Raw genomic sequence first — 25,424 nt, forward strand, 5'->3', positions numbered from 1 at the left:
GTGCCGGTGCCGGTGCCGCCCACCGCTGTGGCCCCGCCCGCTCCCGCGGTCTTCAGGGCCACCCCCGGGCGCAAGCTCACCAGACTCGTCCGGCCTCTGACAGGCGCGCTGTTCGCGGCCCTGGTCGCCCTCGTGGCCTGGCAGCCCGACTACACGGAGTACGACATCGCCCAGCGCCTCCGGCTCTGGGCGCCGGTGGCGCTGGTCGCGTTCGCGCTCCGCGTCGCGGTCGTCCTCGCCCGGCCCCACACCGTCACCGTCGAGACGCCCGGCCTCACCGTCCGCAGCCGGCGCGGCACCCACAAGGACGACCCGCTCGTCACCATCCCGTGGACGGACGTCGTCGCCGCCGGCCGCCCGCCGGTCGCCAACGGCCCGAACGTGCAACTGCTCCTCAGACTGCGCTGGGGCGCCCCGCTGCCGCTCCCCCGCCAGGGCGTCGAGCCCCGGCCCCCGGACTGGGTCACCGTCACCGTGCCCCGGCCGATCGGCACCACGACCACCACGCTGCGGAGACAACTGCGCGAGGCCGTCGCCCGCTGCGCCCCGCACGTCCACGTCGACTACCTCTGACCCCCGGACGCCCGTCATCCGCGCTGAAGGGTCCGCGCTGAAGAGCGGAGCCCCGCACGGTCCGCGCGACGGCTCACTTCGGCTTGAAGAGGATCTTCTCCGAAGGGAGCGTCATCCTCACGGTGTTGCCGTCGGTGATCTCTACGATCCGGTGGAGCCCGATCTGCTCCTTCGGCTTGGCCTGCGTCAGGTCGAGGAACTTGTCCGCGGCCCCGGCCAGGTAGGCGGGGAAGGCGTCGAGCGTGGTGTGGCCGAGCGAGAAGTACTCCTTCAGGCGGCGGAACAGCTTCGGGAGGATCACCATGTCGTCGGTGATCGACTGCATCCCGGTGATCTTCGCCCCGCTGAGGGTCACGTCGCCGAACGCGTCCGCCGTGGTGTTCCAGATGCCCACGCCGACCCCCGCCTGCGCCTCGGCCTTGCCGTCGGCCAGCGCGTCCCGCAGCACGGGAAGCAGTCCCTGGTAGAACGTCGGGTACACCAGCCCCAGGCTGAGCAGGTGGTAGTTGGCCGTCCTCTCCTTCACGAGCTTCACCGACACGTCCAGCTCGTAGCCGCTGGCCCCCGGCGGTTCCCCCGGGCAGGCGAACGCCACGCAGCGGCCGAAGACGTCGGCGCCGCTGGTGAGGATGAACCCCGGGACCGATGCCGGGGTCGCGGAGATCATGTCGTGCGGGTGATGGGGGTCGGGGGTGCGCTGGATGTCGCTGAAGCCGAGGAACGTCAGCAGCGCGTCCGTGGCCGCGTCGCCGAACTTGGCCGGCTGGCGCTTCTCGTCCCCGTAGTTCCCCTCGTAGTGGGTCTCCAGCGCGTCGATGCCTTCGAGCCGGATGTCGACGTGCCCGTCCCGCGCCGGCTGCGGCTTCTCGCAGCCCCGGACGAGCTTCCACTCGCCCACGTAGTCCGGGATGAAGGGGACGGTGTCCCCGTCGGGGGCCGTGAAGCCCGAGAGATGGAAGGATCCCTTGATCAGCAGCATGGGCATGGTGGCTCCCACGGCGGTGTGCGTGCGGCATGGAAGGGAACCGGTTCTCCTCCTTCCATGCTGCGGCCGCGCGCGGCGGGGCGCCAACGGGGGAGGGGTCATGAGCAGACGCGGCAGCGGCAGCAGGTGGACGCTCGATGAGAAGAACTGGTCGCAACCGTGGTGGATACCGCTCACCGCCGTGGTGCTGGCCGCCGTGACCTGGGGCCTCCTCGGCCTCGTCGAGGGCGGCTGCCGAACCGGCCCACGCGGGGGCTGCGTTGCCGCCGAGGGCTACCGGCTCAACGGCTGGGTCCTCTTCCTCGCCGCCATGCCCACGTACTTCGTCGTCGTCACCGGCCTGGTCACCGACCGCTGGCCGCCCGCCCTCGGCCTCACCCTCGGCGGGGCGGGCTGCGCGGCGTACGTCCTGACACAGGGGCGTACGCCGGCGCACTGGGCCATCACCGGCGCACTCCTCGCCCTCGCGGCGCTCGCGCCCGCGCTGACGTGGTGGCGCAAGCGTCAGGCGGCGTCGCTCACGCCTTGACGCCGGCGACGAACGCGGCCCAGGCGGCGGTCGGGACGACCAGGACGGGGCCGTCGGTGACCTTGCTGTCCCGGACGGGGACGACACCGGGGACGTCGTCGAGGACCTCGACGCAGTTGCCGCCGTCGCCGTCGCTGTGGCTGCTCTTGCGCCAGGCGGCGCCGGTGAAGTCGTACGAGACCTCGACGCAGTCGCCGCCCTCGCCGTTGCTGTAGGAGCTCTTGAACCAAAGGGCGTTGCTCAGGTCGTACTCGCGCATCGTCTGAAGTCCTCCGCCGCCGATTCGATCAGGGCCTGGGACGCCTCCGGCGACAAGGCGGCGACCCTGAGCAGATCGTAGGCGCGCTGTGCACGCTTCACCACTGCCGGATCATCCAGGAGCGTTCCCGAAAACGAGGTCTCTGTATAGGCCGTTGGCGGCTGGTCCTCGAACTCCATGAGCTTGAGTGTGCCGTTCATGGAGGCGTGTGCCCCCGCCGTGCGGGGCACGACTGTCACCAGTACCCACCGCTGCCGGATCAGCGTCGCGATGTGGCCCAGTTGCTCGGCCATGACCGTCGGGCCGCCGACCGGGATGCGGACCGCGTTCTCGTGCAGGGTGACCCAATACTCGGGCCTTGTAGCGTCCGCGAGGATCCCCGCCCGCTCGATCCGCGAGGCGACCTTCTCCTCGACGTACTCCTCCGTGGCGAACGGGTTGGCGGCCAGCGTGACCGCCCGCGCGTACGCGTCCGTCTGGAGCAGACCCGGCACCACCAGCGGCGCGAACTCGCAGATCTTCGTCGCTACCCCCTCCAGCTCCGCGACCTCACTGAAATAGGACGCGTACGGCGACTTGTCGATGAGTCTGCGCCACGTACGTTCGAAAATACCGCCGGTTTGTAGGACCTCGTCGATTCGCACCGCCACATCCAGCTGTGGCTTTCGAATTCCTTGCTCGAACAAGCCGATGTACGCCGCGGATACGAACACCCGTCTGCCCAGTTCCGCCTGTGAGATCCCCGCCGCTTCCCGGCGCTCCTTCAGGAGCTCGCCGAAGAACTCCCACACGTCCTGCTGCTTGCCTCTGGCCATGGATTAACTCCCCAACCCTACGCTGCAGTTGTACGGACTGCGCGTCTGCCGATTCTACGGATCTGCCCGCACCCTGGAGAGGCGAAGCGGGAAATGGATTCAGAAAGGCATACGTTGGTGAAGGAAGAACACATGAAGACGACCACGGGGGCAGTAGGCACCGCACAAGAGGCAGTGGCGGAATTGCGCGAGGCCCTCGCGAGGGCGGGAATCACGCTCCCCTCGCTCGGGCTCGACGTCGTCACGCTCGCCGCGGAGCCCCCGCGGCCGCTCGTGGAATTGGGATGCTGCACGGTGGAAACGGCCCGGCTCCTCGCCGCCGCCGTACTGCCGAGGGAGGAGAGTCGATCGTGACGCTGCCCATCGGGTCGTACGTCGTCGAGATCCGCACCGGACGGGTGGGGACACTCATGGGGCGCGAGGGTCCTTACGTCCAGATCCGGCCGCTGGGCGGCGGGCGGGAGTGGGACGTGGAGCCGGACGGGGTGCGCGAGGCCACTTCGGCCGAGCGGCTGAGCGCGGCCACGGCGCACGTCAACGCCCGCAGCCGGGGCGAGGTGTCCTGACCCGCCGTCCGCGCCCGAACGTCGAGGCGGTCGCCCCCGGCCTGCCCGTACAGGCGACCCGGCAGGTGCTGCCGACCGGGACGGACCGGATCGACACGGGGCACCGCGATCTCAATGTGGCCGGCGGCGGGTCTGCTGGAGCTCCCGGGTGACGGCCCAGGCGTCGGCCACCGGCCCGAGGTGGCCGAGCTTGTCGGGGTTGAGAACCGTGCGGATGGTCTGGATCCGGTCGTCCAGGACGTCGAGGGCGAAGACCTGGAGGATCCTGCCGTCCCGGTCGCGGAAGAGCGCGCCCGGCTGGCCGTTGACCTCGTGCGGCTCGCAGGTGACGTCGAGTTCGAGGAGTGTGGGGAGGACCGCGCCCAGGAGCCGTGCGACCTTCTCCGCGCCCACGATGGTCCGGGCGAAGTTCGGGGCCTTTCCTCCGCCGTCGCCGACGAGCTGGACGTCGGCGGCCAGGAGGTCCTGCAGCCCGCCGACGTCGCCGTTCTTGAGCGCGTCGAAGAAGCGGGTGGCCAGTTCCTGGCGTTCCTGGCGGTCGGCCGCGAACCGGGGGCGTCCGTCGTGCATGTGCCGCCTGGCCCGTACGAGCAGCTGCCGGCAGGCGGCCTCCGAGCGGTCGACGGCCTCGGCGATTTCCTGGAAGTCGAAGGCGAAGACCTCCCGCAGGAGGAACACGGCCCGCTCCAGGGGGCTGAGCCGTTCGAGGAGCAGGAGGGCCGCCATCGAGACCGAGTCGGCCAGCTCCACCGAGCGCGCCGGGTCCTGGTACGGATCGCTGAGCAGGGGCTCGGGGAACCAGGGGCCCACGTACTCCTCGCGCCGGACCCGCGCGGAGCGCAGGACGTCGATCGAGAGGCGGGTGACCGTGGCCGACAGGAAGGCCTTGGTCGAGGTGGGCCGGGTCGGGGAGCCGTCGAAGCGCAGCCAGGTCTCCTGGACGGCGTCCTCGGCCTCGCTGACGCTGCCCAGGATCCGGTAGGCGATCGAGAACAGCAGCGGACGCAGCTCCTCGAACTCCTCGACCTTGCTCATGACGACTTCCTCTCCCCGTACCCGTACCCGTACGTCCGCGAAGCGCGGACACCTCATGATCATTCAGGCGGGCGGTGTCCGTCAGTGGAACTGACCGACCTTGTAGTCGCCCGCCGGCTGCCGGGTGATGGCGTTGATCCGGTTCGCCAGGTTCATGAACGCGATGTGCATGACGAGGGCGGCGAGCTGGTCCTCGTCGTAGTGGAGGGCGGCTCGCTCCCAGACCTCGTCGCTGACGCCGCCGGCCCCGTCGGCGACCCGGGTGCCCTCCTCGGCCAGCTCCAGCGCGGCCCGCTCGGCCTCGGTGTAGACGGTGGCCTCGCGCCAGGCCGCCACCAGGTTGAGCCGTACCGGGGTCTCACCGGCGTGGGCGGCCTCCTTGGTGTGCATGTCGATGCAGACCGCGCAGCCGTTGATCTGGCTCACGCGCAGCGCGACCAGCTGCTGGGTCGCGGCCGGCACCGTCGACTCCTGGACCGCCTTGCCCGCCGCCATGATGTGCTTGAAGGCCTTGCCGGCGGTGGCGCTGGCGAAGAGGTTCAGTCGGGCGTCCATGGGGTGCTCCTCGGTGTGGGGTGCTGGCTGGTTACACCCACGAGACGAGGCAGCCCGGCCCCCTGTGACACGGGCGAATGTGACCTGCGTCTCTCCGGGGGCGTACGTCCGGTCCCGGGCCTGGCTGTCAGTGCCGTACGGGAGAATGGACGCATGAGCCTGTTCCGCGACGACGGCATCGTGCTGCGCACCCAGAAGCTGGGTGAAGCGGACCGCATCATCACGATCCTCACGCGCGGTCACGGTCGCGTACGCGCCGTCGCGCGGGGCGTACGCCGGACGAAGTCGAAGTTCGGGGCGCGCCTCGAACCCTTCTCGCACGTGGACGTGCAGTTCTTCGCCCGGGGGAGTGAGCTGGTCGGACGCGGGCTGCCGCTCTGCACGCAGAGCGAGACCATCGCCGCGTACGGCGGCGGGATCGTCACCGACTACGCCCGGTACACCGCCGGCACGGCCATGCTGGAGACGGCGGAACGGTTCACCGACCACGAGGGCGAGCCCGCCGTGCAGCAGTACCTGCTGCTCGTCGGCGGACTGCGGACCCTCGCCCGGGGCGAGCACGCGCCCCACCTCATCCTCGACGCCTTCCTCCTCCGCTCCCTCGCCGTGAACGGCTACGCGCCCAGCTTCGAGGACTGTGCGAAATGCGGACTCCACGGCCCGAACCGGTTCTTTTCGGTCGCGGCGGGCGGGGTCATATGCGGCGACTGCCGGGTGCCCGGAAGCGTCGTACCCTCTGCGGAGGCCATCGGCCTGCTCAGCGCGCTGCTCACCGGCGACTGGGCGACGGCGGACGCGTGCGAGCCGCGTCACGTCAGGGAGGGCAGCGGACTCGTGTCCGCCTATCTGCACTGGCACCTGGAGCGCGGCCTGCGCTCCCTGCGTTATGTAGAGAAAAGCTAGGAGAGACCACTCATGGCCATCGCACGACTCCTCGGGCGCCAGCGTCGGGAGTACAGCACCCCCGAGCCGCACCCGTCCGGTGCCCGCCCGCCGAAGCTCCAGACCGAGCTCGTGCCGGAGCACGTCGCGATCGTCATGGACGGCAACGGCCGCTGGGCCAAGGAGCGCGGACTTCCGCGCACCGAGGGGCACAAGGTCGGCGCCGAGCAGGTGCTCGACGTGCTCCAGGGCGCGATCGAGATGGGCGTCGGGGCGATCTCGCTGTACGCCTTCTCCACCGAGAACTGGAAGCGCTCGCCCGAAGAGGTGCGCTTCCTCATGAACTTCAACCGCGACTTCATCCGCAAGACCCGCGACCAGCTCGACGCGCTCGGCATCCGGGTCCGCTGGGTCGGCCGGATGCCCAAGCTGTGGAAGTCCGTCGCCAAGGAGCTCCAGGTCGCGCAGGAGCAGACCAAGGACAACACCAAGCTCACGCTGTACTTCTGCATGAACTACGGCGGTCGCGCCGAGCTCACGGACGCAGCGCAGGCGATGGCCGAGGACGTGAAGGCGGGCAGGCTCGACCCGGCGAAGATCACCGAGAAGACCATCCAGAAGTACCTCTACTACCCGGACATGCCGGACGTGGACCTGTTCCTGCGGCCCAGCGGCGAGCAGCGCACCTCCAACTACCTGATCTGGCAGAGCGCGTACGCCGAGATGGTCTTCCAGGACGTGCTGTGGCCCGACTTCGACCGCCGCGACCTGTGGCGGGCCTGCGTCGAGTACGCCCAGCGGGACCGCCGCTTCGGTGGCGTGGACCCGGCGGATCTCGCCGTGCTCGACAAGGCCTGAGCCGGCCGTGGGGGAGAGCGTGGGGGAGCGGCTGGAGCTCGTCTACTCGGCCGAGTTCGCCGAGGTGCACGAGGCGGTACGGGTCAGGCTGCGGTCGACCCGCTGGTGGCGCTTGTTCCGGTGGGCCACCCGCGGTGTCTGCGCGCTGACCGTCCTGGTCGCCGTCGCGGGGCTGCTGGTCGGAGAGGTGGCGGAGCCCGTCAAGCTCGTCCTCCTCGGCACGGTGGTCGTGGTCTGCGCCGAGCTGGTGCCCTGGGTGTCCGCCCGCAGCCTCTTCCGGCTGATCGGGTCCCAGGGCGAGGCCCGGGCGGTCGTCGACGAGGACGGCGGGCGGTGGACCTCCCGGGACACCGACATGACGATCCGCTGGGCGCTGCTGACCCGGTACGCGGAAACGCCCCGGCTCTTCGTCCTCTTCACGGACCGCTCATCCGGCACCGGCTTCGCGTACCTGCCCAAGCGCGGACTCGCCGGACCGGCCGACGAGGAGCGGCTGCGGGCGATCCTGGACCGGAAGACCACCAGGGCCTGAGACGACGCCGAAGGGCCCGCACCGATCGACATCGGTGCGGGCCCTTCGTATGTCAGGTCACTTCCCGGCGCACTCCGCGCACGTGCCGAAGATCTCCACCGTGTGCGCCACGTTCACGAAGCCGTGCTCCGAGGCGATCGTCTCGGCCCACTGCTCCACCATCGGGCCCTCCACCTCCACGGCCTTGCCGCAGACGCGGCAGACCAGATGGTGGTGGTGGTCGCCGGTCGAGCAGCGGCGGTAGACCGTCTCGCCGTCGCTGGTGCGCAGTGCGTCGACCTCGCCCGCGTCCGCGAGGGACTGGAGCGTGCGGTAGACGGTGGTGAGGCCGACGGAGTCGCCGCGGTGCTTGAGCATGTCGTGCAGCTCCTGGGCGCTGCGGAACTCGTCCACCTCGTTCAGTGCCGCCGACACGGCGGCCCGCTGCTTGGTAGAGCGGCCGCGTACGGGGGGTCCTGCCGTCGCCACGGGGGCCTCCTTGGATGCTTGTCTGCCCCGCCATTCTGCCAGCCCCCCGTGCCCCCGGGATCAGTCGCGGATCAGACCTTCACGTCGTCCGTCGGCTTCCGGGTGGCCGGAACGCAGCGGGTGTCGCAGTCCGCGGTGGCCTGCGCGGCGGCCCTGGCCCGCCGCTTGGCGAGCGGGGCGGCGAGCAGGGTCAGGACGATGAAGATCCCGATCGCGTACAGGACGATCGTCGCGCCGGGGGGCACGTCCTGGTAGTACGAGGTGACCGTGCCCGCCAGGGTGACCGTGATGCCGGTCGCCACCGCGAGGACGAAGGTCGCGCGGAAGGACTTCGACAGCTGCTGGGCGGCCGCCACCGGCACCACCATCAGCGCGCTGACCAGGAGCAGGCCCACGACCCGCATGGCGACCGTGACCGTCACCGCGGCCGTGACGGCGATCAGCAGGTTCAGCGCGCGCACCGGCAGGCCGGTGACCCGGGCGAACTCCTCGTCCTGGCTGACGGCGAAGAGCTGCCGGCGCAGACCGACCGTGACCAGGAGCACGAAGGCCGCCAGGACGCAGATCGCGGTGATGTCCTCGGCCGAGACCGTGGAGAGGGAGCCGAAGAGGTACGAGCTCAGGTTGGCGTTGGAACCGGTCGACGAGAGGTTGATCAGCAGGACGCCGCCGGCCATGCCGCCGTAGAAGAGCAGCGCGAGCGCGAGGTCGCCGCGGGTCTTCCCGTACGCCCGGATCAGCTCCATCGCGACGGAGCCGACGACGGCGACGAGGGTCGCCATCCAGACCGGGCTGGCGTTCAGCAGGAAGCCGAGGCCGACGCCGGTCATGGCGACGTGGCCGATGCCGTCGCCCATCAGCGCCTGGCGGCGCTGGACGAGGTAGATGCCGACGGCGGGCGCGATGACGCCGACGAGGACGGCCGCGAGGAGCGCCCGCTGCATGAAGGCAGGTTCGAGGAAGTCCATGATCAGGTCAGCAGTCCCGTGCGGAGCGGCTCGTCGGCCGCGTGCGGATGTACGTGGTCGTGGCCGGGCAGCGCGTGCTGGCCGAGGGCCTGGGGCGGCGGGCCGTCGTGGACGACGCAGCCGTCGCGCAGGACGACCGCGCGGTCGATGAGGGGCTCCAGGGGGCCCAGCTCGTGCAGGACGAGGAGGACCGACGTACCGCCGGCGACCTGCTCGCGCAGGGTCGCGGCGAGGATCTCCTGGCTCCCGAGGTCCACGCCGGCCATCGGCTCGTCCATGATCAGGAGTTCGGGCTCGGAGGCGAGCGCGCGGGCGATCAGGACCCGCTGGTGCTGGCCGCCGGAGAGGGCGGTGACGGAGTCCTGGGCGCGGTCGGCGAGGCCGACCAGTTCCATGGCCCGGTGGACGGCGGCCTTGTCGGCCTTGGTCGGCAGGCCGAAGCGGCGGCGGGCGAGGCGGCCGGAGGAGACGACCTCGCGGACGGTGGCCGGCACTCCGGCGGACGCGGTGGTGCGCTGCGGTACGTAGCCGACGCGGGCCCAGTCGCGGAACCGCTTCCGCTCGGTGCCGAACAGCTCGATCGTGCCGCCGGTCAGCGGGACCTGGCCGATGATCGCGCGGACGGCGGTGGACTTGCCGGAGCCGTTGGCGCCCAGCAGGGCGACGACCTCACCGCGCTGGACGGTGAGGTCGACGCCCCGGAGGACGGGGCGGGCGCCGAGGGCCGCGATGGCTCCGCGGACGGAGATGACGGGCTGGTCGTCGCTCATGAGGGGCCCTCCTACTTGGCGCCGAGCGCGGTCTTCAGCGCGGCGAGGTTGGACCGCATGACCTCGATGTAGTCGTGGCCCTTGGACTTGTCCGTGATGCCCTCAAGCGGGTCGAGGACGTCGGTCTTCAGACCGGTGTCGGTCGCGAGGGTCTTCGCGGTCTTGTCGCTCGCGAGGGTCTCGAAGAAGACGGTGGAGACCTTGTCCTTCTTCGCGACGTCCTGGAGTTCCTTGATGCGGGCGGGGCTCGGCTCGGACTCGGGGTCCATGCCGGAGATGCCCTCCTGCTCCAGGCCGTAGCGCTCGGCGAGGTAGCCGAAGGCGGAGTGGGTGGTGATGAAGGTCTTCGTGGCGGTGTTCTTCAGGCCCGTCTCGAACTCGGTGTTCAGGGCGCCGAGCTTCTTCACCAGGGCTTCGGTGTTCTTCTCGTAGTCGGCGGCGTGGTCCGGGTCCGCCTTCTCCAGGGCGCTGCCGACGCCCTTGGCGACCTCGGCGTACTTCACGGGGTCGAGCCAGATGTGGGGGTCGGCGCCGGCCTCGCCCTCGTGGGCCTCTTCGCCCTCGTGGTCGTGGCCGACCTCGGTGCCGTGCTCTTCGAGCTTGGTGAGGGTCGTGGCGTCGACGGTGTTCTTCACGCCGGCCTGGGCGATGGCGTCGTCGACGGCGGGCTGGATGCCCTTGAGGTAGAGGATGACGTCGGCCTCGCCGAGCTCGCCGATCTGCTTCGGCTTGAGCTCCAGGTCGTGCGGCTCGACGCCCGGCTTGGTGAGCGTGTTGACGGCGACGTGGCCGCCGCCTATCTGCTCGGCCAGGAACTGCATGGGGTAGAACGACGCCACCACGTCCAGCTTGCCGGCGCTGTTCTTGTCGGCCGCGTCCGAGGTTCCGGAGCAGGCGGACAGGGTGACGAGGCCGAGGGTGACGGCTCCGGCGACGGCGGTGGCGGGTATCAGGCGGCGTACGTTCATGACAGTCATTTTCAACAAAGATGGAAACGGTTGTCAATTGCCTTGTCTGTGTTCCGGACCACCCGGACATCGCGGGCCTTCGCCGCGGAACCGATTTGATACGGGGCCCCGGGGCGCCGGTAACCTGAGGCATTCGCACTTCGTCGTCGTAATGAAGAGAGCACCGTGGCCGCCGACAAGATCGACACCATCGTCAGCCTGAGCAAGCGCCGTGGCTTCGTTTTCCCCTGCAGTGAGATCTACGGCGGTCAGCGCGCCGCCTGGGACTACGGCCACCTCGGCGTCGAGCTCAAGGAGAACATCAAGCGCCAGTGGTGGCGTTACATGGTCACCTCGCGCGAGGACGTCGTCGGCATCGACTCGTCGGTCATCCTGGCCACCGAGGTCTGGGAGGCCTCCGGCCACGTCGCCACCTTCACCGACCCGCTGACCGAGTGCACCTCCTGCCACAAGCGCTTCCGCGCCGACCACCTGGAGGAGGCGTACGAGGAGAAGCACGGCCGTCTCCCCGAGAACGGCCTCGCCGACCTCAACTGCCCCAACTGCGGCAACAAGGGCACCTTCACCGAGCCGAAGAACTTCTCGGGCCTGCTCTCCACCCACCTCGGCCCGACCCAGGACTCCGGCTCCGTCGCCTACCTGCGTCCCGAGACCGCCCAGGGCATCTTCACCAACTTCGCCCAGGTGCAGACCACCGCGCGCAAGAAGCCCCCGTTCGGCATCGCGCAGATGGGCAAGTCCTTCCGGAACGAGATCACTCCGGGCAACTTCATCTTCCGCACCCGCGAGTTCGAGCAGATGGAGATGGAGTTCTTCGTCAAGCCGGGCGAGGACGAGCAGTGGCAGGAGTACTGGATGCAGCAGCGCTGGAACTGGTACACCGGCCTGGGTCTCCGCGAGGAGAACATGCGCTGGTACGAGCACCCGCAGGAGAAGCTCTCCCACTACTCGAAGCGCACCGCCGACATCGAGTACCGCTTCTCCTTCGGCGGCAGCGAGTGGGGCGAGCTGGAGGGCGTCGCCAACCGCACCGACTACGACCTGAGCGCCCACTCCAAGGCCTCCGGCGCGAACCTGCAGTTCCTGGAGCAGGAGTCCGGCGAGCGCTACACGCCGTACGTCATCGAGCCCGCCGCCGGTGTCGGCCGCACCATGCTCGCCTTCCTGCTCGACGCCTACGTCGAGGACGAGGCCCCGAACGCCAAGGGCGTCATGGAGAAGCGCACCGTGCTGCGCCTCGACCACCGCCTGGCCCCGGTCAAGGCCGCCGTCCTGCCGCTGTCCCGCAACGCGCAGCTCTCCCCGAAGGCCAAGGGCCTCGCGGCGGACCTGCGCCAGAACTGGAACATCGAGTTCGACGACGCCGGCGCCATCGGCCGCCGCTACCGCCGCCAGGACGAGATCGGCACGCCGTACTGCATCACCGTCGACTTCGACACCCTCGAGGACAACGCGGTGACCGTGCGCGAGCGCGACACCATGAAGCAGGAGCGCGTCTCCCTCGACCAGATCCAGGGCTACCTGGCCAGCCGCCTCATCGGCGCCTGAACCGTCTGATCGCGGATACGCGAAAGCCCCCGGTCCCTTCCCGCAGGAAGGGGCCGGGGGCTTTCCCGTGCCGTCAGGCGGTCGCCGTGGCGGCCGCGGCCGCCGCCTCGGCCTGGCGCCGTGCGCCCTCCGCCGCGCGGCGCTTGCCGAACCAGGCCGTCCACACGCCGAGGGCGCCGAGGACGCCGTAGATCATGATCGGGCTGAGCGTGACCATGGTCTTGGTCGCGAGGACGTACGCGAGGGCGATGCGGGCCAGGGCCTCGGCCACGTACGCCACGCCCCACACCAGCGTCATCGTGCGCATGGTGCTGCGGAAGCCCTCGAACTGCCACATGCCGTTCCACCAGGCCGTGGACTCGGGGGTGCCGTCGGTCGCGAACTTGCGGCCGAAGTAGAACATCAGCGGACGCGGGGCGAGCAGCGTCACCAGGCAGAGCAGGCCGAACAGGCCCGTCACCGACGAGTCCTTGATCAGCAGGGCGCGGGCGGTGTGCGCGCCGACCAGCGAGACCACGGCCGTGATCACCAGGAAGACCAGGGTGACCATGGCGAACTCGTCGATCTTGCGGCGCCAGGCCGCCACGATCGCGGTGTCGAGGACCGGCCAGGCGCTGCTCAGGAGCAGGGCGGAGAACTCGGACCAGCCGTGGTCCTCGGTCAGCGTGTTGTACGTGAGGATCGGCGCGACGACGTTCAGGCCGATGGTGAGGACCCACCCGATCGCGGAGGCCCCGCCTGATCGGGCCGGCTTGGCGGGTGCGGGCGTGGACATGGTTCCCCCTGGGTGTTCCTACGGTCGAGGTGCGGGAGAACGGTAGTCACGCACCGGACAGGGAAGGGGAAATTCCGAGCCAAATGATCTTCAAAACGCCACGCGGCTCAGGCGCGCAGCGCCCGCTGTACGAGGGAGACGACCGCCGTGAACGCGTCCTCGGCGTCCGGAGCCGACCAGTCGGCGGCGTGCGCCGGGTTGTGGAAGCGGTCCGTGGCGTGGAAGACCGCGCGGGCCGTGGTCGCGAAGTCCCGCTCCGGCGCCGCGAACAGGCCCTCGCGGTGACCGTCCTCCAGGATGCGCGCGATCTGCTCCACGAGGTGCTCCTCGTGCCGGTCGACCACCGCGCTGTTCTCGCCGATCAGCACCTGGAAGGTGGCCATCAGCTCCGGATCGCCGCCCGCCTTCTTGCGCTTCAGGGCGAACAGGGCCGTGAGCCAGCCGGTCAGCCGCTCGTCCGCCGGGCCTTCGGCCTCGACGTACGGCCCGAGGGCCGTGATCGTCCGCTCCAGCCACCGCTCGGTGACCGCCTCGCGCAGCGCCGCCTTCGTGCGGAAGTGGCGGTAGACGCTGCCGTGGCTCACGCCGAGGACCCGCGCCACGTCGACGACGGTCGCCTTCCCCGGGCCGTAGCGCCGCAGCACCTCCTCGGTGGCTTCGAGGATGCGCTCTGCGGTCAGGGTCTCGGTGGCGGCCATGGAATGACAGTACCCGTCAGTGTTCGCTGTCCAGGTGGGCCATCTGCGCCTCCGGGTAGCGGGCGCCGGCCGCCGCGTCCGCCGGGACCGCCTCCTCGATCGCGGCCAGGTCGGCGGCGTCGAGCGTGACGTCCAGGGCGCCGAGCGCCTCCGCGAGGCGATCACGGCGGCGGGCGCCGACCAGCGGGACGATGTCGTCACCCTGGGCCAGGACCCAGGTGATCGCCGTCTGGGCGACCGTGGCGCCCTTGGCCTCCGCGATCGTGCGGAGCCGGTCCACCAGGTCCAGGTTGTGGTCGAGGTTCTCGCCCTGGAAGCGGGGGCTGAAGCCGCGGAAGTCGCCCGGGGCCAGCTCGCGGTCCCGGGTGAAGTGGCCGCTGATCAGGCCGCGGGAGAGGACTCCGTAGGCGGTGACGCCGATGCCCAGCTCGCGGGCGGTCGGCAGGATCTTGTCCTCGATGCCGCGGGAGATCAGCGAGTACTCGATCTGGAGGTCCGCGATCGGGGCGACGGCCGCCGCCCGGCGCAGGGTGTCCGCGCCGACCTCGGAGAGGCCGATGTGCCGGACGTGACCCTGCTCGACCAGCTCGGCGATGGCGCCGACGGTCTCCTCGATCGGCACGTCGGGGTCGACGCGGGCGATCCGGTAGATGTCGATGTGGTCCGTGCCGAGGCGCTGGAGCGAGTACGCCGCGAAGTTCTTCACGGCGGCCGGGCGGCCGTCGTAGCCGGTGAAGCCGCCCTCGACCGTGCGCAGGGCGCCGAACTTCACGCTCGTCAGCGCCCGCTCGCGGGCGGCGACCGGCGCCGTCCGCAGGGCCTCGTTGATCAGCAGTTCGTTGTGGCCCATCCCGTAGAAGTCGCCCGTGTCGAGCAGGGTGACCCCGGCGTCCAGGGCCGCGTGGATCGTCGCGATCGACTCGGCGCGGTCGGCCTCGCCGTACAGGGCGGACATGCCCATGCAGCCGAGGCCGAGCGCGGAGACGACGGGGCCGGTGGCGCCGAGGGGACGGGTGGGGACGGTGGTCTTCGGTGTGGTGGTCATGGAACAACCATGACATGTGCGATGACAGATTTCAATATCTGTCAGTCCATCTTCGATTGGGCGGGTCACTTCACCGTGCGGGGGAGGCGCAGGCTCAGCAGCAGCGCTGCCGCCACCACACCCAGCTGGACGAGCAGCGTCGTCCGCAACGCCGTCCCCATCTCCGCCGGCGAGGAGGCCAGCGAGAGGAAGAGCGAACCGAGCGTCGCCACGCCCAGCGTCAGCGCCGACTGCTGTGTCGTCACCATCACCCCGCTGCCCACGCCCGCCCGCTCCGACGGCACCTCGGAGAGCACCACCCGGAACAGCACCGGCAGCTGGAGCCCCTGGCCGAGACCCGCCACCGCCATGCCCGGCACCAGGTCCCAGACCGAGAGCCCCTGCCAGTCGTGCCCCACCGACCACGCGAGGGCGGCGACGCCGAGTCCCTGGAGCACGGCACCCACCGGCACGATCCGGGTGCCCCAGCGCCGGACCAGCCGCGGCCCCGCCAGCGAGGCCCCGAAGAACGCGAGCGCCATCGGCACGAGCGCCAGGCCCGAGGCCACCGCGCCCATCTCCAGACCCTGCTGGAGCGCCACCGCGATCACGAACATGAAGCCGGAGAAGCCCAGCGAGAGCGCGAGGACCACCGGGAGTCCGCGCCGCAGCGGGACCAGGGCGAGCAGGCTCGGCGGGACCAGCGGGACGGCGCCCCGGCGGTCCGCACGCCGCTCCACCCACCAGAAGGCCCCCGCCGCGAACGGGAACACCGCGAGCGACACCCAGGTCCACAGCGGCCAGCCCGCCGCCCGGCCCTCCGTCAGCGGCGCGAGCAGGGAGAGCAGCGCCAGCGCCAGGAGCAGCGTGCCCGGCACGTCCACCGGCGCCGGGCGGTCCGAGCGGGTCTCCGGCACGGTACGGAGGGCGAGGGCCAGGCCCGCCACCGCCACCGGCACGTTCACCAGGAACACCGCGCGCCAGCCGGAGCCCGCGATGTCGGCGGTCACGAGCACCCCGCCCAGGATCTGGCCGGCCGCCATCGAGAGACCGGCGGTCGCCCCGTACAGGCTGAGCGCCCTCGCCCGGCGCGGGCCCTCCGTCGAGGAGTGGATGGTCGCGAGGACCTGCGGCAGCATCAGCGCCGCCGCCGCGCCCTGCGCCACCCGCGCCGCGACGAGGGTCCAGGCGTCCGGGGCGAGCCCGCAGGCGAGCGAGGTGAGGCCGAAGGCGGCCATGCCGGCGAGGAAGAGCCGGCGGCGGCCGAAGAGGTCGCCGAGCCGTCCGCCGAGGACGAGCAGCACCGCGTACGACAGGCCGTACCCGGCGACCACCAGCTCCAGGAGCGCCGGTCCCGCCGCCAGGTCGTGGTCGATGGACGGCAGGGCGACGTTGACGATGAAGAAGTCGATGAGGGGGAGCGCGGCGCCGAGCAGCACGGTGAACAGGCCGAGGGTGCCGAGCGCCGGGGCCGGCGCCCGGCGGCCGGACGGGGCCGCGGTACGGACGGAAGGGGAGGTCGTAGTCACGTGACCGAGCCTCCGCCTCCGCTCAGCCTGGTACCAGAGTGTCTTTATCCTGGTACAGGCACTACCTGGAAACCGGCTGACCACCCCGGCACCCTGGAGGCATGACCGTCATGGCGATGAGAGCACCCGCGAGCGACACCGCGAGCGAGACCGACGTACGGCGCCATGAGCTGGCCGCCTTCCTCCGCAGCCGGCGCGAGCGCATCACCCCCGAGCAGGTCGGCCTGCCCCGGGGCCGGCGCCGCCGCACCCCCGGACTGCGCCGCGAGGAGGTCGCGCACCTCTCCGCCGTCGGCGTCACCTGGTACACCTGGCTCGAACAGGCCCGCGACATCCAGGTCTCCCCGCAGGTCCTGGACGCCCTCGCCGGGGCCCTGCTCCTCGACCCGACCGAGCGCAGCCACCTCTTCGCCCTCGCCGGGGCCGCCGACCCGCACCCCGAGGCGCCCTGCTCCGCCGTCACGCCCACCCTGCGCCGGCTGCTCGACCAGCTGGAGCCCGTGCCCGCCGCGGTCCAGAACAGCCGGTACGACTTCCTCGCCCACAACCGCACCTTCGGGAAGCTCTTCTGCGACCTGGACGCGCTGCCCCGCGAGGACCGCAACTCCCTCTGGCTGGCCTTCACGAACGAGGACTTCCGGGCCTCGGTCACCGACCTGCCCGAGGTCACGCGCATGCTGGCGGGGAAGCTCCGCGCCGCCATGGCCGAGCACCTGGCCGAGCCCGCCTGGAAGGAGCTCGTACGGCGTCTCGAAGAAGCCTCGCCCGAGTTCCGGGAGCTGTGGGCGCGGCACGAGGTGGTCGCCCCCGGCGGCCGCGTGAAGATCATCCGCAACGCGCGCGTGGGGCTGCTCAGCTTCGAGCACACCAACCTGTGGCTCGGCCCGAACGCCGGGACGCACCTCGTCACGTACGTCCCCGTGGACGACGCCACCCAGGCCGGCGTCGCCCGGCTCCTCGACCTGGTGGTCCGGGAGCAGGATCAGGCCGAGGGCGTCTTGGCCATCGCCTGAGGTCCGCCCTCCGGCGAGCCCTCCGTGCCGCCCGCCGCGGCCTCCTCCGGCGCCAGACACCGCGCCGTCCGCTCCGCCGTGCGCCGCGCCCACGGCCCGCTGGTCAGCGCGCCGACCGCCAGGACGGCCAGCCCGCAGCCCGTGATGATCCAGTAGCCGGGGCGGGCCGCCGCCACGAAGGCGTCCGCCTGCGGCGTCGCGCCGAGTCCCGCCGCCAGGACCGCGCCGATCACCGCGACGCCGAGGGTCTGCCCGACCTGGCGGCTCGTCGAGGCCACCGCCGCCGCCACACCGGCCTGCGCGCGGGGCATCCCGGAGACGGCGGTGTTCGTGATCGGGGCGTTCACCAGGCCGAAGCCGATGCCGAAGACCACGTACCCGGTGAGGAGCAGCGGATCGCTCGTCTCGGCCTCGAAGGCCGCGAAGAGCAGCGGTCCGGCCGCCATCGCCGTCCCCGCGAGCAGCAGCGAGAGGCGCGGCCCGCGTGTCGCCGTGAGCCGCCCCGACAGCGGGGCGAAGACGAAGGTCATGCCGGCCATGGGCAGCATCCAGAACCCGGCGGCCAGCGGGGAGAGGCCGCGCACGTCCTGGAGGTACAGGGTGTTCAGGAAGAGGAAGCCGCCGAGCGAGGCGAAGGCGCAGACCGCGATGACGGTGGCCCCGCTGAACGGCGCGCTGCGGAAGAACCGCAGGTCGATGAGGGGCTCGCGGCGGCGGGGCTCGTAGAACAGCAGCCCGGCGAGCGCGACGGCCGCGATCCCGGCGAAGAGCGGGTCGGTCTCGATGATTGCGTACGTGAGGCAGCCGAGGAGCACCGTCACCAGGACCTGCCCGACCGGGTCGGGGCGCCGGGGGCGGGGCGCGCGGGACTCGGGGACGTACCGCAGGGTGAGGAGGAGGGCGACGAGGGCGACCGGCAGGTTCACCCAGAAGATCGCCCGCCAGTCGACCGACTGGACGAGCACACCGCCCACGATCGGCCCGGCGGCCATGGAGACGCCGACGACCCCGCCCCAGACGCCGATGGCACGCGCGCGTGCGGCCGGTTCCGTGAAGGTGTTGGTGATGATCGACATGGCGACCGGGTTCAGCATGGAGCCGCCCACGGCCTGGACCGCCCGGAAGGCGATCAGGGCCTCCAGGTTCGGCGCGAGGGAGCAGAGCAGCGAGCCGAGGGCGAAGACGGCCAGGCCGGTGACGAAGACCTTGCGGCGGCCGATCCGGTCGGCGGTGGAGCCGGCGAGCATCAGCAGGGAGGCGAGGACCAGCGTGTAGGCGTCGATGACCCACTGCATGCCGGCGACGGAGGCGCCCAGGTCGCGGCGCATGGCGGGCAGGGCGACGTTGAGCGCGGTGTTGTCCAGGCTGACGATCAGCAGGCTCATGCAGCAGATCGCGAGGACGACGAGGCGGCGACCGCGTGTGAGCTCGGGCATGTGCGGATCGTATGGCTGTCTAAGAAACCCCGCAGTGCGGGACAATGGCCGAATGACCGCGTTCACCCCTCTCGCCATCGGGCCGCACATCGTGCAGCCGCCGGTGGTGCTCGCCCCCATGGCCGGCATCACCAACGCCCCCTTCCGTACCCTCTGCCGTGAGTTCAGCGGTGGCAAGGGGCTGTTCGTGAGCGAGATGATCACGACGCGCGCCCTGGTCGAGCGCAACGAGAAGACGATGCAGCTCATCCGCTTCGACGAGACGGAGAAGCCGCGCTCGATCCAGCTGTACGGCGTGGATCCGGTGACGGTCGGCAAGGCCGTGCGGATGATCGTCGACGAGGACCTCGCCGACCACATCGACCTGAACTTCGGCTGCCCGGTGCCCAAGGTGACCCGGAAGGGCGGCGGCTCGGCCCTGCCCTACAAGCGGCCGCTGCTGCGGGCGATCCTGAACGAGGCCGTGTCCAACGCGGGCGACCTGCCGGTCACGATGAAGATGCGCAAGGGCATCGACGACGACCACATCACGTACCTGGACGCGGGCCGGATCGCGGTCGAGGAGGGCGTCACGGCGATCGCCCTGCACGGCCGGACGGCGGCCCAGCACTACGGCGGCACGGCCGACTGGGACGCGATCGCGCGGCTCAAGGAGCACGTGCCGGAGATCCCGGTGCTCGGCAACGGCGACATCTGGTCGGCGGACGACGCGCTGCGGATGATGCGGGAGACGGGCTGCGACGGCGTCGTCGTGGGCCGCGGCTGCCTGGGCCGCCCGTGGCTCTTCGGGGACCTCGTGGCGGGCTTCGAGGGCACGGGGGAGTACGCCCAGCCGGGTCTGCGGGAGGTCGCGGACGCGATGGTGCGGCACGCGCGGCTGCTCGGCGAGTGGCTCGGCGACGAGGCACGCGGTGTCATCGACTTCCGCAAGCACGTGGCCTGGTACCTGAAGGGCTTCGCGGTCGGCTCCGAGATGCGCAAGAAGCTCGCGATCACCTCTTCTCTGGACGAGCTGCGCGCTCAGTTGAGCGAGCTCGACCTGGACCAGCCGTGGCCGGTGGGTGCGGACGGTCCTCGGGGCCGTACGTCCGGAAACAACCGGGTTGTCCTGCCGGACGGCTGGTTGAAGGACCCCTACGACTGCGCCGGAGTGAGCGAGGAGGCCGAGCTGGACACGTCCGGAGGATGAGATTCCGCCCCTTCCGGAGGAGTGATCCTCGCCACCCCTGAGGGGGGTGGTGCTCAGATGAGCAGGTTACGCGTGGATGCAAGGACTGAAGGGGTGGCACTGAGTGCCACCCCTTTTGTGTTCAAGAATTGAACGCAAGTGAGGTGTTAATGCGCTCAGATGAGCGTCTAGTCCCTGATTTTGGTCAACTGGTCTTCGGGGTCTGAAACCGGAATGTTCGCCTCGGTAACTTTCGAAGTGCTGGCGGATGGGTGGTTAAGACCGAGTGACCGGCAGGCGTACCTCCCCAGAAGCCTTCGATCTGGGTATGTTCCTCGCCGTCAGGGCAGCCAACCGAGTCATCGAGGAGTCGGGACCCGTGTCGGAAAACAATGATCAGAAGTTCGTCTACGACTTCACCGAGGGCAACAGGGACCTGAAGGACCTGCTCGGTGGCAAGGGCGCCAACCTCGCCGAGATGACCAACCTCGGCCTTCCGGTGCCTCCGGGCTTCACGATCACCACCGAGGCGTGCAAGGTCTACCTCGAGAGCGGCTCGGAGCCGGTCGAGCTCCGCGACGAGGTCACCGCGCACCTCGACGCCCTCGAGCAGCAGATGGGCAAGAAGCTCGGCCAGGCCGACAACCCGCTTCTCGTCTCCGTCCGCTCGGGCGCCAAGTTCTCCATGCCGGGCATGATGGACACCGTCCTCAACATCGGCCTCTCCGACGAGTCGGTGGCCGGCCTCGCCCGCCAGGCCGACAACGAGCGCTTCGCGTGGGACTCGTACCGCCGCCTGATCCAGATGTTCGGCAAGACCGTCCTCGGCGTCGACGGCGAGCTCTTCGAGGAGGCCCTCGACGAGGCCAAGGCCGCGAAGAAGGTCGCCAGCGACACCGACCTGGACGCCGCCGACCTCAAGAAGGTCGTCAAGCACTTCAAGAAGATCGTGAAGGCCCAGACCGGCCGCGACTTCCCGCAGGACCCGCGCGAGCAGATGGACCTCGCCATCGAGGCCGTCTTCAACTCCTGGAACACGGACCGCGCCAAGCTGTACCGCCGCCAGGAGCGCATCCCGGGCGACCTCGGCACCGCCGTCAACGTCTGCTCGATGGTCTTCGGCAACCTCGGCCCCGACTCCGGCACCGGCGTCGCCTTCACCCGCGACCCCGCCTCCGGCCACCAGGGCGTCTACGGCGACTACCTGCAGAACGCGCAGGGCGAGGACGTCGTCGCCGGCATCCGCAACACCGTGCCGCTGGCCGACCTCGAGTCGATCGACAAGAAGTCGTACGACCAGCTCATGCACATCATGGAGACCCTTGAGACCCACTACAAGGACCTCTGCGACATCGAGTTCACCATCGAGCGCGGCCAGCTCTGGATGCTCCAGACCCGCGTCGGCAAGCGCACCGCCGGTGCCGCCTTCCGCATCGCCACGCAGCTCGTGGACCAGGGCCTGATCGACGAGGCCGAGGCGCTCCAGCGCGTCACCGGCGCCCAGCTCGCCCAGCTGATGTTCCCCAAGTTCGACGAGAACGCCAAGGTCGAGCAGATCGGCCGCGGCATCGCCGCCTCCCCGGGCGCCGCCGTCGGCAAGGCCGTCTTCGACTCGTACACGGCCGTCAAGTGGTCCCGCTCCGGCGAGAAGGTCATCCTGATCCGCCGCGAGACCAACCCGGACGACCTGGACGGCATGATCGCCGCCGAGGGCATCCTCACCTCCCGCGGCGGCAAGACCTCGCACGCCGCCGTCGTCGCCCGCGGCATGGGCAAGACCTGTGTCTGCGGCGCCGAGGAGCTGGAGGTCGACACCAAGCGCCGCCGGATGACCACGGCCGACGGCCAGGTCGTCGAGGAGGGCGACGTCGTCTCCATCGACGGCTCCACCGGCAAGGTCTACCTCGGTGAGGTACCCGTCGTACCGTCCCCGGTCGTCGAGTACTTCGAGGGCCGCATGCACGCCGGCGCCGACGACGCCGACGAGCTGGTCCAGGCCGTCCACCGGATCATGGCCTACGCCGACCGCGTCCGCCGCCTCCGCGTCCGCGCCAACGCCGACAACGCCGAGGACGCCTCCCGCGCCCGCCGCTTCGGCGCCCAGGGCATCGGCCTGTGCCGCACCGAGCACATGTTCCTCGGCGAGCGCCGCCAGTACGTCGAGCGCCTCATCCTGGCCGACACGGACGCCGAGCGCGAGGAGTCCCTGAAGGCGCTGCTCCCGCTGCAGAAGCAGGACTTCATCGAGCTCTTCGAGGCCATGGACGGGCTGCCCGTCACGGTCCGCCTGCTCGACCCGCCGCTGCACGAGTTCCTGCCCGACATCACCGAACTGTCGGTGCGCGTCGCCCTCGCCGAGTCCCGCAAGGAGCCGCACGAGAACGACCTGCGCCTGCTCCAGGCCGTGCACCGGCTGCACGAGCAGAACCCGATGCTGGGTCTGCGCGGCGTCCGTCTCGGCCTGGTCATCCCCGGCCTGTTCACCATGCAGGTCCGGGCGATCGCCGAGGCCGCGGCCCACCGCATCGACGCCAAGGGCGACCCGCGCGCCGAGATCATGATCCCGCTCGTCGGCACCGTCCAGGAGCTGGAGATCGTCCGCGAGGAGGCCGAGCAGGTCATCGCCGAGGTCCAGGCGCAGACCGGCGTCGAGCTGAAGCTCGCGCTCGGCACCATGATCGAGCTGCCGCGCGCCGCCGTGACCGCCGGTCAGATCGCCGAGGCCGCGGAGTTCTTCTCCTTCGGCACCAACGACCTGACCCAGACGGTCTGGGGCTTCTCCCGCGACGACGTGGAGGCCTCGTTCTTCACCGCGTACCTGGAGAAGGGCATCTTCGGCGTCAGCCCCTTCGAGACCATCGACAAGGACGGCGTCGGCGCGCTCGTGCGCAGCGCCGTCCAGGCCGGCCGGGCCACCCGCCCCGACATCAAGCTCGGCGTCTGCGGCGAGCACGGCGGCGACCCGGAGTCGGTGCACTTCTTCCACGAGGTCGGCCTCGACTACGTCTCCTGCTCGCCCTTCCGGATCCCGGTGGCGCGCCTGGAGGCGGGCCGCGCGGCGTCCGGTGCGAAGGGCAGCGACAGCCGCTGAGCCCTGCTGAACCCCGGTTCAGCAGCGGGCGCAGAGCCACCGGGGCCGCCGTCGGTCACCTCTTGACCCTCACCGACGGGCGGCGGCCCCGGATTCACAAAGATGACGGGACGGACACCTTTTGTGCGGAGGTGTCCGTCCCGTTGTTTGTTCGTTTGTTTGTCGAGCTGATGTGAGTCAATGTTCAATTGCGGCCGATTGAATTATTGGACATTGAACGGCTTCCATTCCTCAGCGCAAAGAACGGGGCGGGCGCGACCCCCGGATCCCCACCCGGGGGCCGCACCCTTTACCGATGTCGGGCAGGTGAGCCGCAACCTCGCCGACCGCCGCCGGACGGGCAAAGCCCCCCACGGTCTTCACCACGTCACCTCGGTCCTGAAGGTTTCCTGCCCGACCCGTACAGCTTTTCGGTTCCGCCCCGATTGCCGCGATGCCTTTCAACTGTGGCTGAAACACCCTGGTAACGTGCAGTGATGCTGTGCATACTCGTCGTCGGGGGTGGTTGCGAGTGCACAGGTGGGGACCAGCATGCTGCGGATTCATTTCACCGGGAACGATTTGGCGGGGGTGCGGACGGCCGCCCGGCCGGACGTTCTGTGGGAAACGATTCTGAGCTTTCACCGTTTAAGGGACCGGCGCGGCCCCGTCGTCTACGGAGAATGGCGCGCGGGCGCCCGGATGCGGCTCGGCGGTGAGACCCGCCTCCTCGCCGCCCTCGTCCCCAGCCGCGGCTATTTTCCCGACTTCCTGACGCCCGCCGAGGGCGTCCACGGCCTCGACGAGGGCCTCCAGGCCATCCGCGCCACCGAACCCGGCCGACTGCGCGACGAGCTCTCGCTGCTCGCCGCCGACCGCTCCGGCGGCCGGACCGTGCCGCACTCGCTGCGTGCCCTCGCCGACGGCGGCGCGGAGCCCTTCGACCGGCTCGTGGGGGCCCTGCGCAGCTACCACCGGGCCGCCATCGAACCGTACTGGCCGCACATCCGGGCCCGCGTCGAGGCCGACCGGGCCCGCCGCGGCCGGGCCCTCCTGGACGGCGGCGCCGAGGAACTGCTCGCCTCGCTGCCGCCGATGCTGCGCTGGCGCGCACCCGTCCTGGAGGCGGACTACCCGGTCGACCGGGACGTCCACCTCGACGGCCGTGGACTGCTGCTCCAGCCCTCGTTCTTCTGCCGGGGGACCCCGGTGGTGCTGCGCGACCCCGCGCTGCCGCCGGTCCTCGTCTACCCCGTCACGCACGGCGAGGCGCCGACCGTCCGCGCGCCGGGAGGCTCCTCGCTCGCCAAGCTGGTCGGCCAGACCCGCTCGGCCGTCCTGCACGCCATCGGGGACGGCGGCACGACCAGCGAACTGGCCCGCAGGGCCGGGGTGTCACTGGCCTCGGCCAGCCAGCACGCGGGCGTGCTGCGCGAGGCCGGACTCATCGCGACCCTCCGCCACGGCAACGCCGTCCTGCACACCCTGACGCCGCTGGGCGCCGCCCTGCTCGGCGGCGCACAACGGCAGATGGACCTGCGGTGCTACACGGGTAGATATGCGGGGAACGGCGGGTCGGTCGGCTCGTAGTCACGCGCGGACCGGGCCGGACCGGGCCGGACCGGTCCGCGCTGGGCCGGGCTGGGGCCGGGCCGGACCGGGCGGGCTCGCTGTCGGTGCGGGGCGCTGGGTTCCCGGCATGTCGATTCACGCACGCCTGCTCGGTTCCGTACGGCTGCCCGGTGGGCGCGACCCCGTCGACGGCCTCGTCCGCCCCCTCGGGGACGGCAGCCGGCTCACGTACGACGAGAAGAACGAGACGCTCAGCCGGTGGACGGTCCGATGACGGGCACACTGGGGACATGCGTGCCACCCGGGACATCAGTGACCGTCACGACCTCGACGTGCTGCTGCGGCGCTTCTACGGCGCAGCCTTCGCCGACCCGCTGATCGGGCCCTTCTTCACCGAGATCGCCGGGACCGACCTGGAGGCCCACCTGCCGCGCATCGCCGACTTCTGGGAGCGCGCCCTCTTCCGTACCGCCGACTACGGGCGGGACGCCTTCGCCCCGCACGCCGCCCTCCATGCCGCCCGGCCGCTCACCGCCGCCCACTTCGGCCGCTGGGTGCAGCTCTGGCGCGCGAGCGTGGACGGGCTCCACCGGGGGCCGCGGGCCGAGCGGGCCAAGGAGCAGGGCGAGCGGGTCGCGCTCGCCCTGCTGCGCCGGCTCGCCGGGCCCGCGGCGGCCACCGAGGGCACGGGCGGCGGGTTCGTCCCGCTGGCGGCGATCCGACTGCGCTCGGTCGCCTGAGCGAAAAGAATCCTCGGGAGAGCGATGAGTTCCGAGGGGCGGGCCCGTCTTACCTCTCGACAGCACCGAACGAGAGAGACGAGAGCGC

General features: G+C 70.8%; 28 protein-coding genes. 14 read left to right on the top strand and 14 right to left on the bottom strand.

Annotation, left to right across the window (positions count from 1 at the left end):
- Positions 1-573, top strand: a 573-nt coding sequence (locus tag CCN56_RS43235) for a hypothetical protein (protein WP_179199880.1), incomplete at its 5' end; no start/stop codon positions are given.
- 73 nt (positions 574-646) lie between these two features.
- Here CCN56_RS43235 and CCN56_RS17560 read toward each other — a convergent pair.
- Entirely contained in the window at positions 647-1,558 is a 912-nt protein-coding gene (locus CCN56_RS17560; protein ID WP_086827991.1) for a hypothetical protein, read from the bottom strand.
- 100 nt (positions 1,559-1,658) lie between these two features.
- Between CCN56_RS17560 and CCN56_RS17565 the strand changes: the two genes are divergently transcribed.
- Complete coding sequence (locus CCN56_RS17565) at positions 1,659-2,087, top strand: hypothetical protein (protein ID WP_086827950.1); 429 nt, start codon at positions 1,659-1,661, stop codon at positions 2,085-2,087.
- Here CCN56_RS17565 and CCN56_RS17570 read toward each other — a convergent pair.
- Both CCN56_RS17570 and CCN56_RS17575 read right to left on the bottom strand, forming a co-directional pair.
- Entirely contained in the window at positions 2,077-2,346 is a 270-nt protein-coding gene (locus CCN56_RS17570; RefSeq protein WP_086827951.1) for a DUF397 domain-containing protein, read from the bottom strand. The genes CCN56_RS17565 and CCN56_RS17570 overlap by 11 nt on opposite strands.
- A complete protein-coding gene (locus tag CCN56_RS17575) occupies positions 2,328-3,161 on the bottom strand; it encodes a helix-turn-helix transcriptional regulator (RefSeq protein ID WP_086827953.1) in 834 nt (277 codons plus the stop codon). Before CCN56_RS17575 ends, CCN56_RS17570 begins: the two co-directional genes overlap by 19 nt.
- Before the next feature lie 132 nt (positions 3,162-3,293).
- Between CCN56_RS17575 and CCN56_RS17580 the strand changes: the two genes are divergently transcribed.
- Both CCN56_RS17580 and CCN56_RS17585 read left to right on the top strand, forming a co-directional pair.
- Complete coding sequence (locus CCN56_RS17580) at positions 3,294-3,515, top strand: hypothetical protein (RefSeq protein ID WP_086827954.1); 222 nt, start codon at positions 3,294-3,296, stop codon at positions 3,513-3,515.
- On the top strand, positions 3,512-3,727 hold the full coding sequence (locus tag CCN56_RS17585; protein ID WP_086827956.1) for a hypothetical protein: 216 nt from the start codon (positions 3,512-3,514) through the stop codon (positions 3,725-3,727). Before CCN56_RS17580 ends, CCN56_RS17585 begins: the two co-directional genes overlap by 4 nt.
- A gap of 111 nt (positions 3,728-3,838) precedes the next feature.
- Here CCN56_RS17585 and CCN56_RS17590 read toward each other — a convergent pair whose 3' ends face one another.
- The gene (locus tag CCN56_RS17590) at positions 3,839-4,762 is read right to left on the bottom strand and encodes an RNA polymerase sigma-70 factor (protein ID WP_086827958.1); all 924 of its coding nucleotides are present in this window, start codon (positions 4,760-4,762) and stop codon (positions 3,839-3,841) included.
- 81 nt (positions 4,763-4,843) lie between these two features.
- Complete coding sequence (locus CCN56_RS17595; protein ID WP_086827959.1) at positions 4,844-5,317, bottom strand: carboxymuconolactone decarboxylase family protein; 474 nt, start codon at positions 5,315-5,317, stop codon at positions 4,844-4,846.
- A gap of 153 nt (positions 5,318-5,470) precedes the next feature.
- Here CCN56_RS17595 and recO point away from each other — a divergent pair, with 153 nt between their 5' ends.
- The 3 genes from recO to CCN56_RS17610 are packed head-to-tail and all read left to right on the top strand — an operon-like array spanning position 5,471 to position 7,589.
- Positions 5,471-6,220, top strand: a complete 750-nt coding sequence (gene recO, locus CCN56_RS17600; RefSeq protein WP_030684767.1) for a DNA repair protein RecO — start codon at positions 5,471-5,473, stop codon at positions 6,218-6,220.
- Positions 6,221-6,232: 12 nt separating this feature from the next.
- Positions 6,233-7,057 (top strand): isoprenyl transferase, encoded by an 825-nt coding sequence (locus CCN56_RS17605; RefSeq protein ID WP_086827961.1) that lies wholly within the window; start codon positions 6,233-6,235, stop codon positions 7,055-7,057.
- Positions 7,058-7,064: 7 nt separating this feature from the next.
- On the top strand, positions 7,065-7,589 hold the full coding sequence (locus CCN56_RS17610; RefSeq protein ID WP_086827962.1) for a YcxB family protein: 525 nt from the start codon (positions 7,065-7,067) through the stop codon (positions 7,587-7,589).
- 57 nt (positions 7,590-7,646) lie between these two features.
- Here the strand turns inward: CCN56_RS17610 and CCN56_RS17615 are convergent, their stop codons facing one another.
- The 4 genes from CCN56_RS17615 to CCN56_RS17630 form a co-directional block, all read right to left on the bottom strand.
- Positions 7,647-8,057, bottom strand: coding sequence for a Fur family transcriptional regulator (locus CCN56_RS17615; RefSeq protein WP_041129147.1), 411 nt, complete (start codon positions 8,055-8,057; stop codon positions 7,647-7,649).
- A 71-nt stretch (positions 8,058-8,128) separates the two neighbouring features.
- Positions 8,129-9,025 (bottom strand): metal ABC transporter permease, encoded by an 897-nt coding sequence (locus CCN56_RS17620; protein WP_086827964.1) that lies wholly within the window; start codon positions 9,023-9,025, stop codon positions 8,129-8,131.
- A 2-nt stretch (positions 9,026-9,027) separates the two neighbouring features.
- Positions 9,028-9,795: a metal ABC transporter ATP-binding protein gene (locus CCN56_RS17625; RefSeq protein WP_086827965.1), complete on the bottom strand. Its 768-nt coding sequence runs from the start codon at positions 9,793-9,795 to the stop codon at positions 9,028-9,030.
- 11 nt (positions 9,796-9,806) lie between these two features.
- Complete coding sequence (locus CCN56_RS17630) at positions 9,807-10,763, bottom strand: metal ABC transporter substrate-binding protein (protein WP_086827967.1); 957 nt, start codon at positions 10,761-10,763, stop codon at positions 9,807-9,809.
- A 165-nt stretch (positions 10,764-10,928) separates the two neighbouring features.
- On the opposite strand from CCN56_RS17630, the gene CCN56_RS17635 reads away from it, so the two are divergent.
- Positions 10,929-12,311 carry a glycine--tRNA ligase gene (locus tag CCN56_RS17635; RefSeq protein WP_086827968.1) on the top strand — a complete coding sequence of 461 codons (1,383 nt, stop codon included), beginning with the start codon at positions 10,929-10,931 and terminating at the stop codon, positions 12,309-12,311.
- A 73-nt stretch (positions 12,312-12,384) separates the two neighbouring features.
- Here the strand turns inward: CCN56_RS17635 and CCN56_RS17640 are convergent, their stop codons facing one another.
- The 4 genes from CCN56_RS17640 to CCN56_RS17655 all read right to left on the bottom strand — a co-directional run bounded on the left by CCN56_RS17640 (position 12,385) and on the right by CCN56_RS17655 (position 16,337).
- Complete coding sequence (locus CCN56_RS17640) at positions 12,385-13,086, bottom strand: VC0807 family protein (RefSeq protein ID WP_086827970.1); 702 nt, start codon at positions 13,084-13,086, stop codon at positions 12,385-12,387.
- Between the two features lie 107 nt (positions 13,087-13,193).
- Entirely contained in the window at positions 13,194-13,784 is a 591-nt protein-coding gene (locus CCN56_RS17645) for a TetR family transcriptional regulator (protein ID WP_086827971.1), read from the bottom strand.
- A 16-nt stretch (positions 13,785-13,800) separates the two neighbouring features.
- On the bottom strand, positions 13,801-14,829 hold the full coding sequence (locus CCN56_RS17650) for an aldo/keto reductase (protein ID WP_086827973.1): 1,029 nt from the start codon (positions 14,827-14,829) through the stop codon (positions 13,801-13,803).
- 65 nt (positions 14,830-14,894) lie between these two features.
- A complete protein-coding gene (locus CCN56_RS17655; RefSeq protein ID WP_086827974.1) occupies positions 14,895-16,337 on the bottom strand; it encodes an MFS transporter in 1,443 nt (480 codons plus the stop codon).
- Between the two features lie 101 nt (positions 16,338-16,438).
- Here CCN56_RS17655 and CCN56_RS17660 point away from each other — a divergent pair, with 101 nt between their 5' ends.
- The gene (locus CCN56_RS17660) at positions 16,439-17,350 is read left to right on the top strand and encodes a helix-turn-helix domain-containing protein (protein ID WP_086827976.1); all 912 of its coding nucleotides are present in this window, start codon (positions 16,439-16,441) and stop codon (positions 17,348-17,350) included.
- Here CCN56_RS17660 and CCN56_RS17665 read toward each other — a convergent pair.
- Positions 17,320-18,786, bottom strand: a complete 1,467-nt coding sequence (locus tag CCN56_RS17665; protein ID WP_086827978.1) for an MFS transporter — start codon at positions 18,784-18,786, stop codon at positions 17,320-17,322. The two genes, CCN56_RS17660 and CCN56_RS17665, sit on opposite strands and share 31 nt — an antisense overlap.
- Positions 18,787-18,838: 52 nt before the next feature.
- On the opposite strand from CCN56_RS17665, the gene dusB reads away from it, so the two are divergent.
- The 5 genes from dusB (at position 18,839) to CCN56_RS17685 (ending at position 25,336) form a co-directional block, all read left to right on the top strand.
- The gene (gene dusB, locus CCN56_RS17670) at positions 18,839-19,975 is read left to right on the top strand and encodes a tRNA dihydrouridine synthase DusB (RefSeq protein ID WP_086827979.1); all 1,137 of its coding nucleotides are present in this window, start codon (positions 18,839-18,841) and stop codon (positions 19,973-19,975) included.
- A gap of 358 nt (positions 19,976-20,333) precedes the next feature.
- Positions 20,334-23,045: a pyruvate, phosphate dikinase gene (gene ppdK / locus CCN56_RS17675; RefSeq protein WP_086827993.1), complete on the top strand. Its 2,712-nt coding sequence runs from the start codon at positions 20,334-20,336 to the stop codon at positions 23,043-23,045.
- A gap of 531 nt (positions 23,046-23,576) precedes the next feature.
- The gene (locus CCN56_RS17680) at positions 23,577-24,614 is read left to right on the top strand and encodes a helix-turn-helix domain-containing protein (protein WP_086827981.1); all 1,038 of its coding nucleotides are present in this window, start codon (positions 23,577-23,579) and stop codon (positions 24,612-24,614) included.
- 109 nt (positions 24,615-24,723) lie between these two features.
- Positions 24,724-24,870, top strand: a complete 147-nt coding sequence (locus tag CCN56_RS43240; protein WP_179199878.1) for a hypothetical protein — start codon at positions 24,724-24,726, stop codon at positions 24,868-24,870.
- Between the two features lie 16 nt (positions 24,871-24,886).
- The gene (locus CCN56_RS17685) at positions 24,887-25,336 is read left to right on the top strand and encodes a group III truncated hemoglobin (protein WP_086827982.1); all 450 of its coding nucleotides are present in this window, start codon (positions 24,887-24,889) and stop codon (positions 25,334-25,336) included.
- Positions 25,337-25,424: the final 88 nt, after the last annotated feature.

Source organism: Streptomyces sp. NRRL B-24572 (assembly GCF_002156145.1).
GTDB classification, from domain to species: domain Bacteria; phylum Actinomycetota; class Actinomycetes; order Streptomycetales; family Streptomycetaceae; genus Streptomyces; species Streptomyces vietnamensis.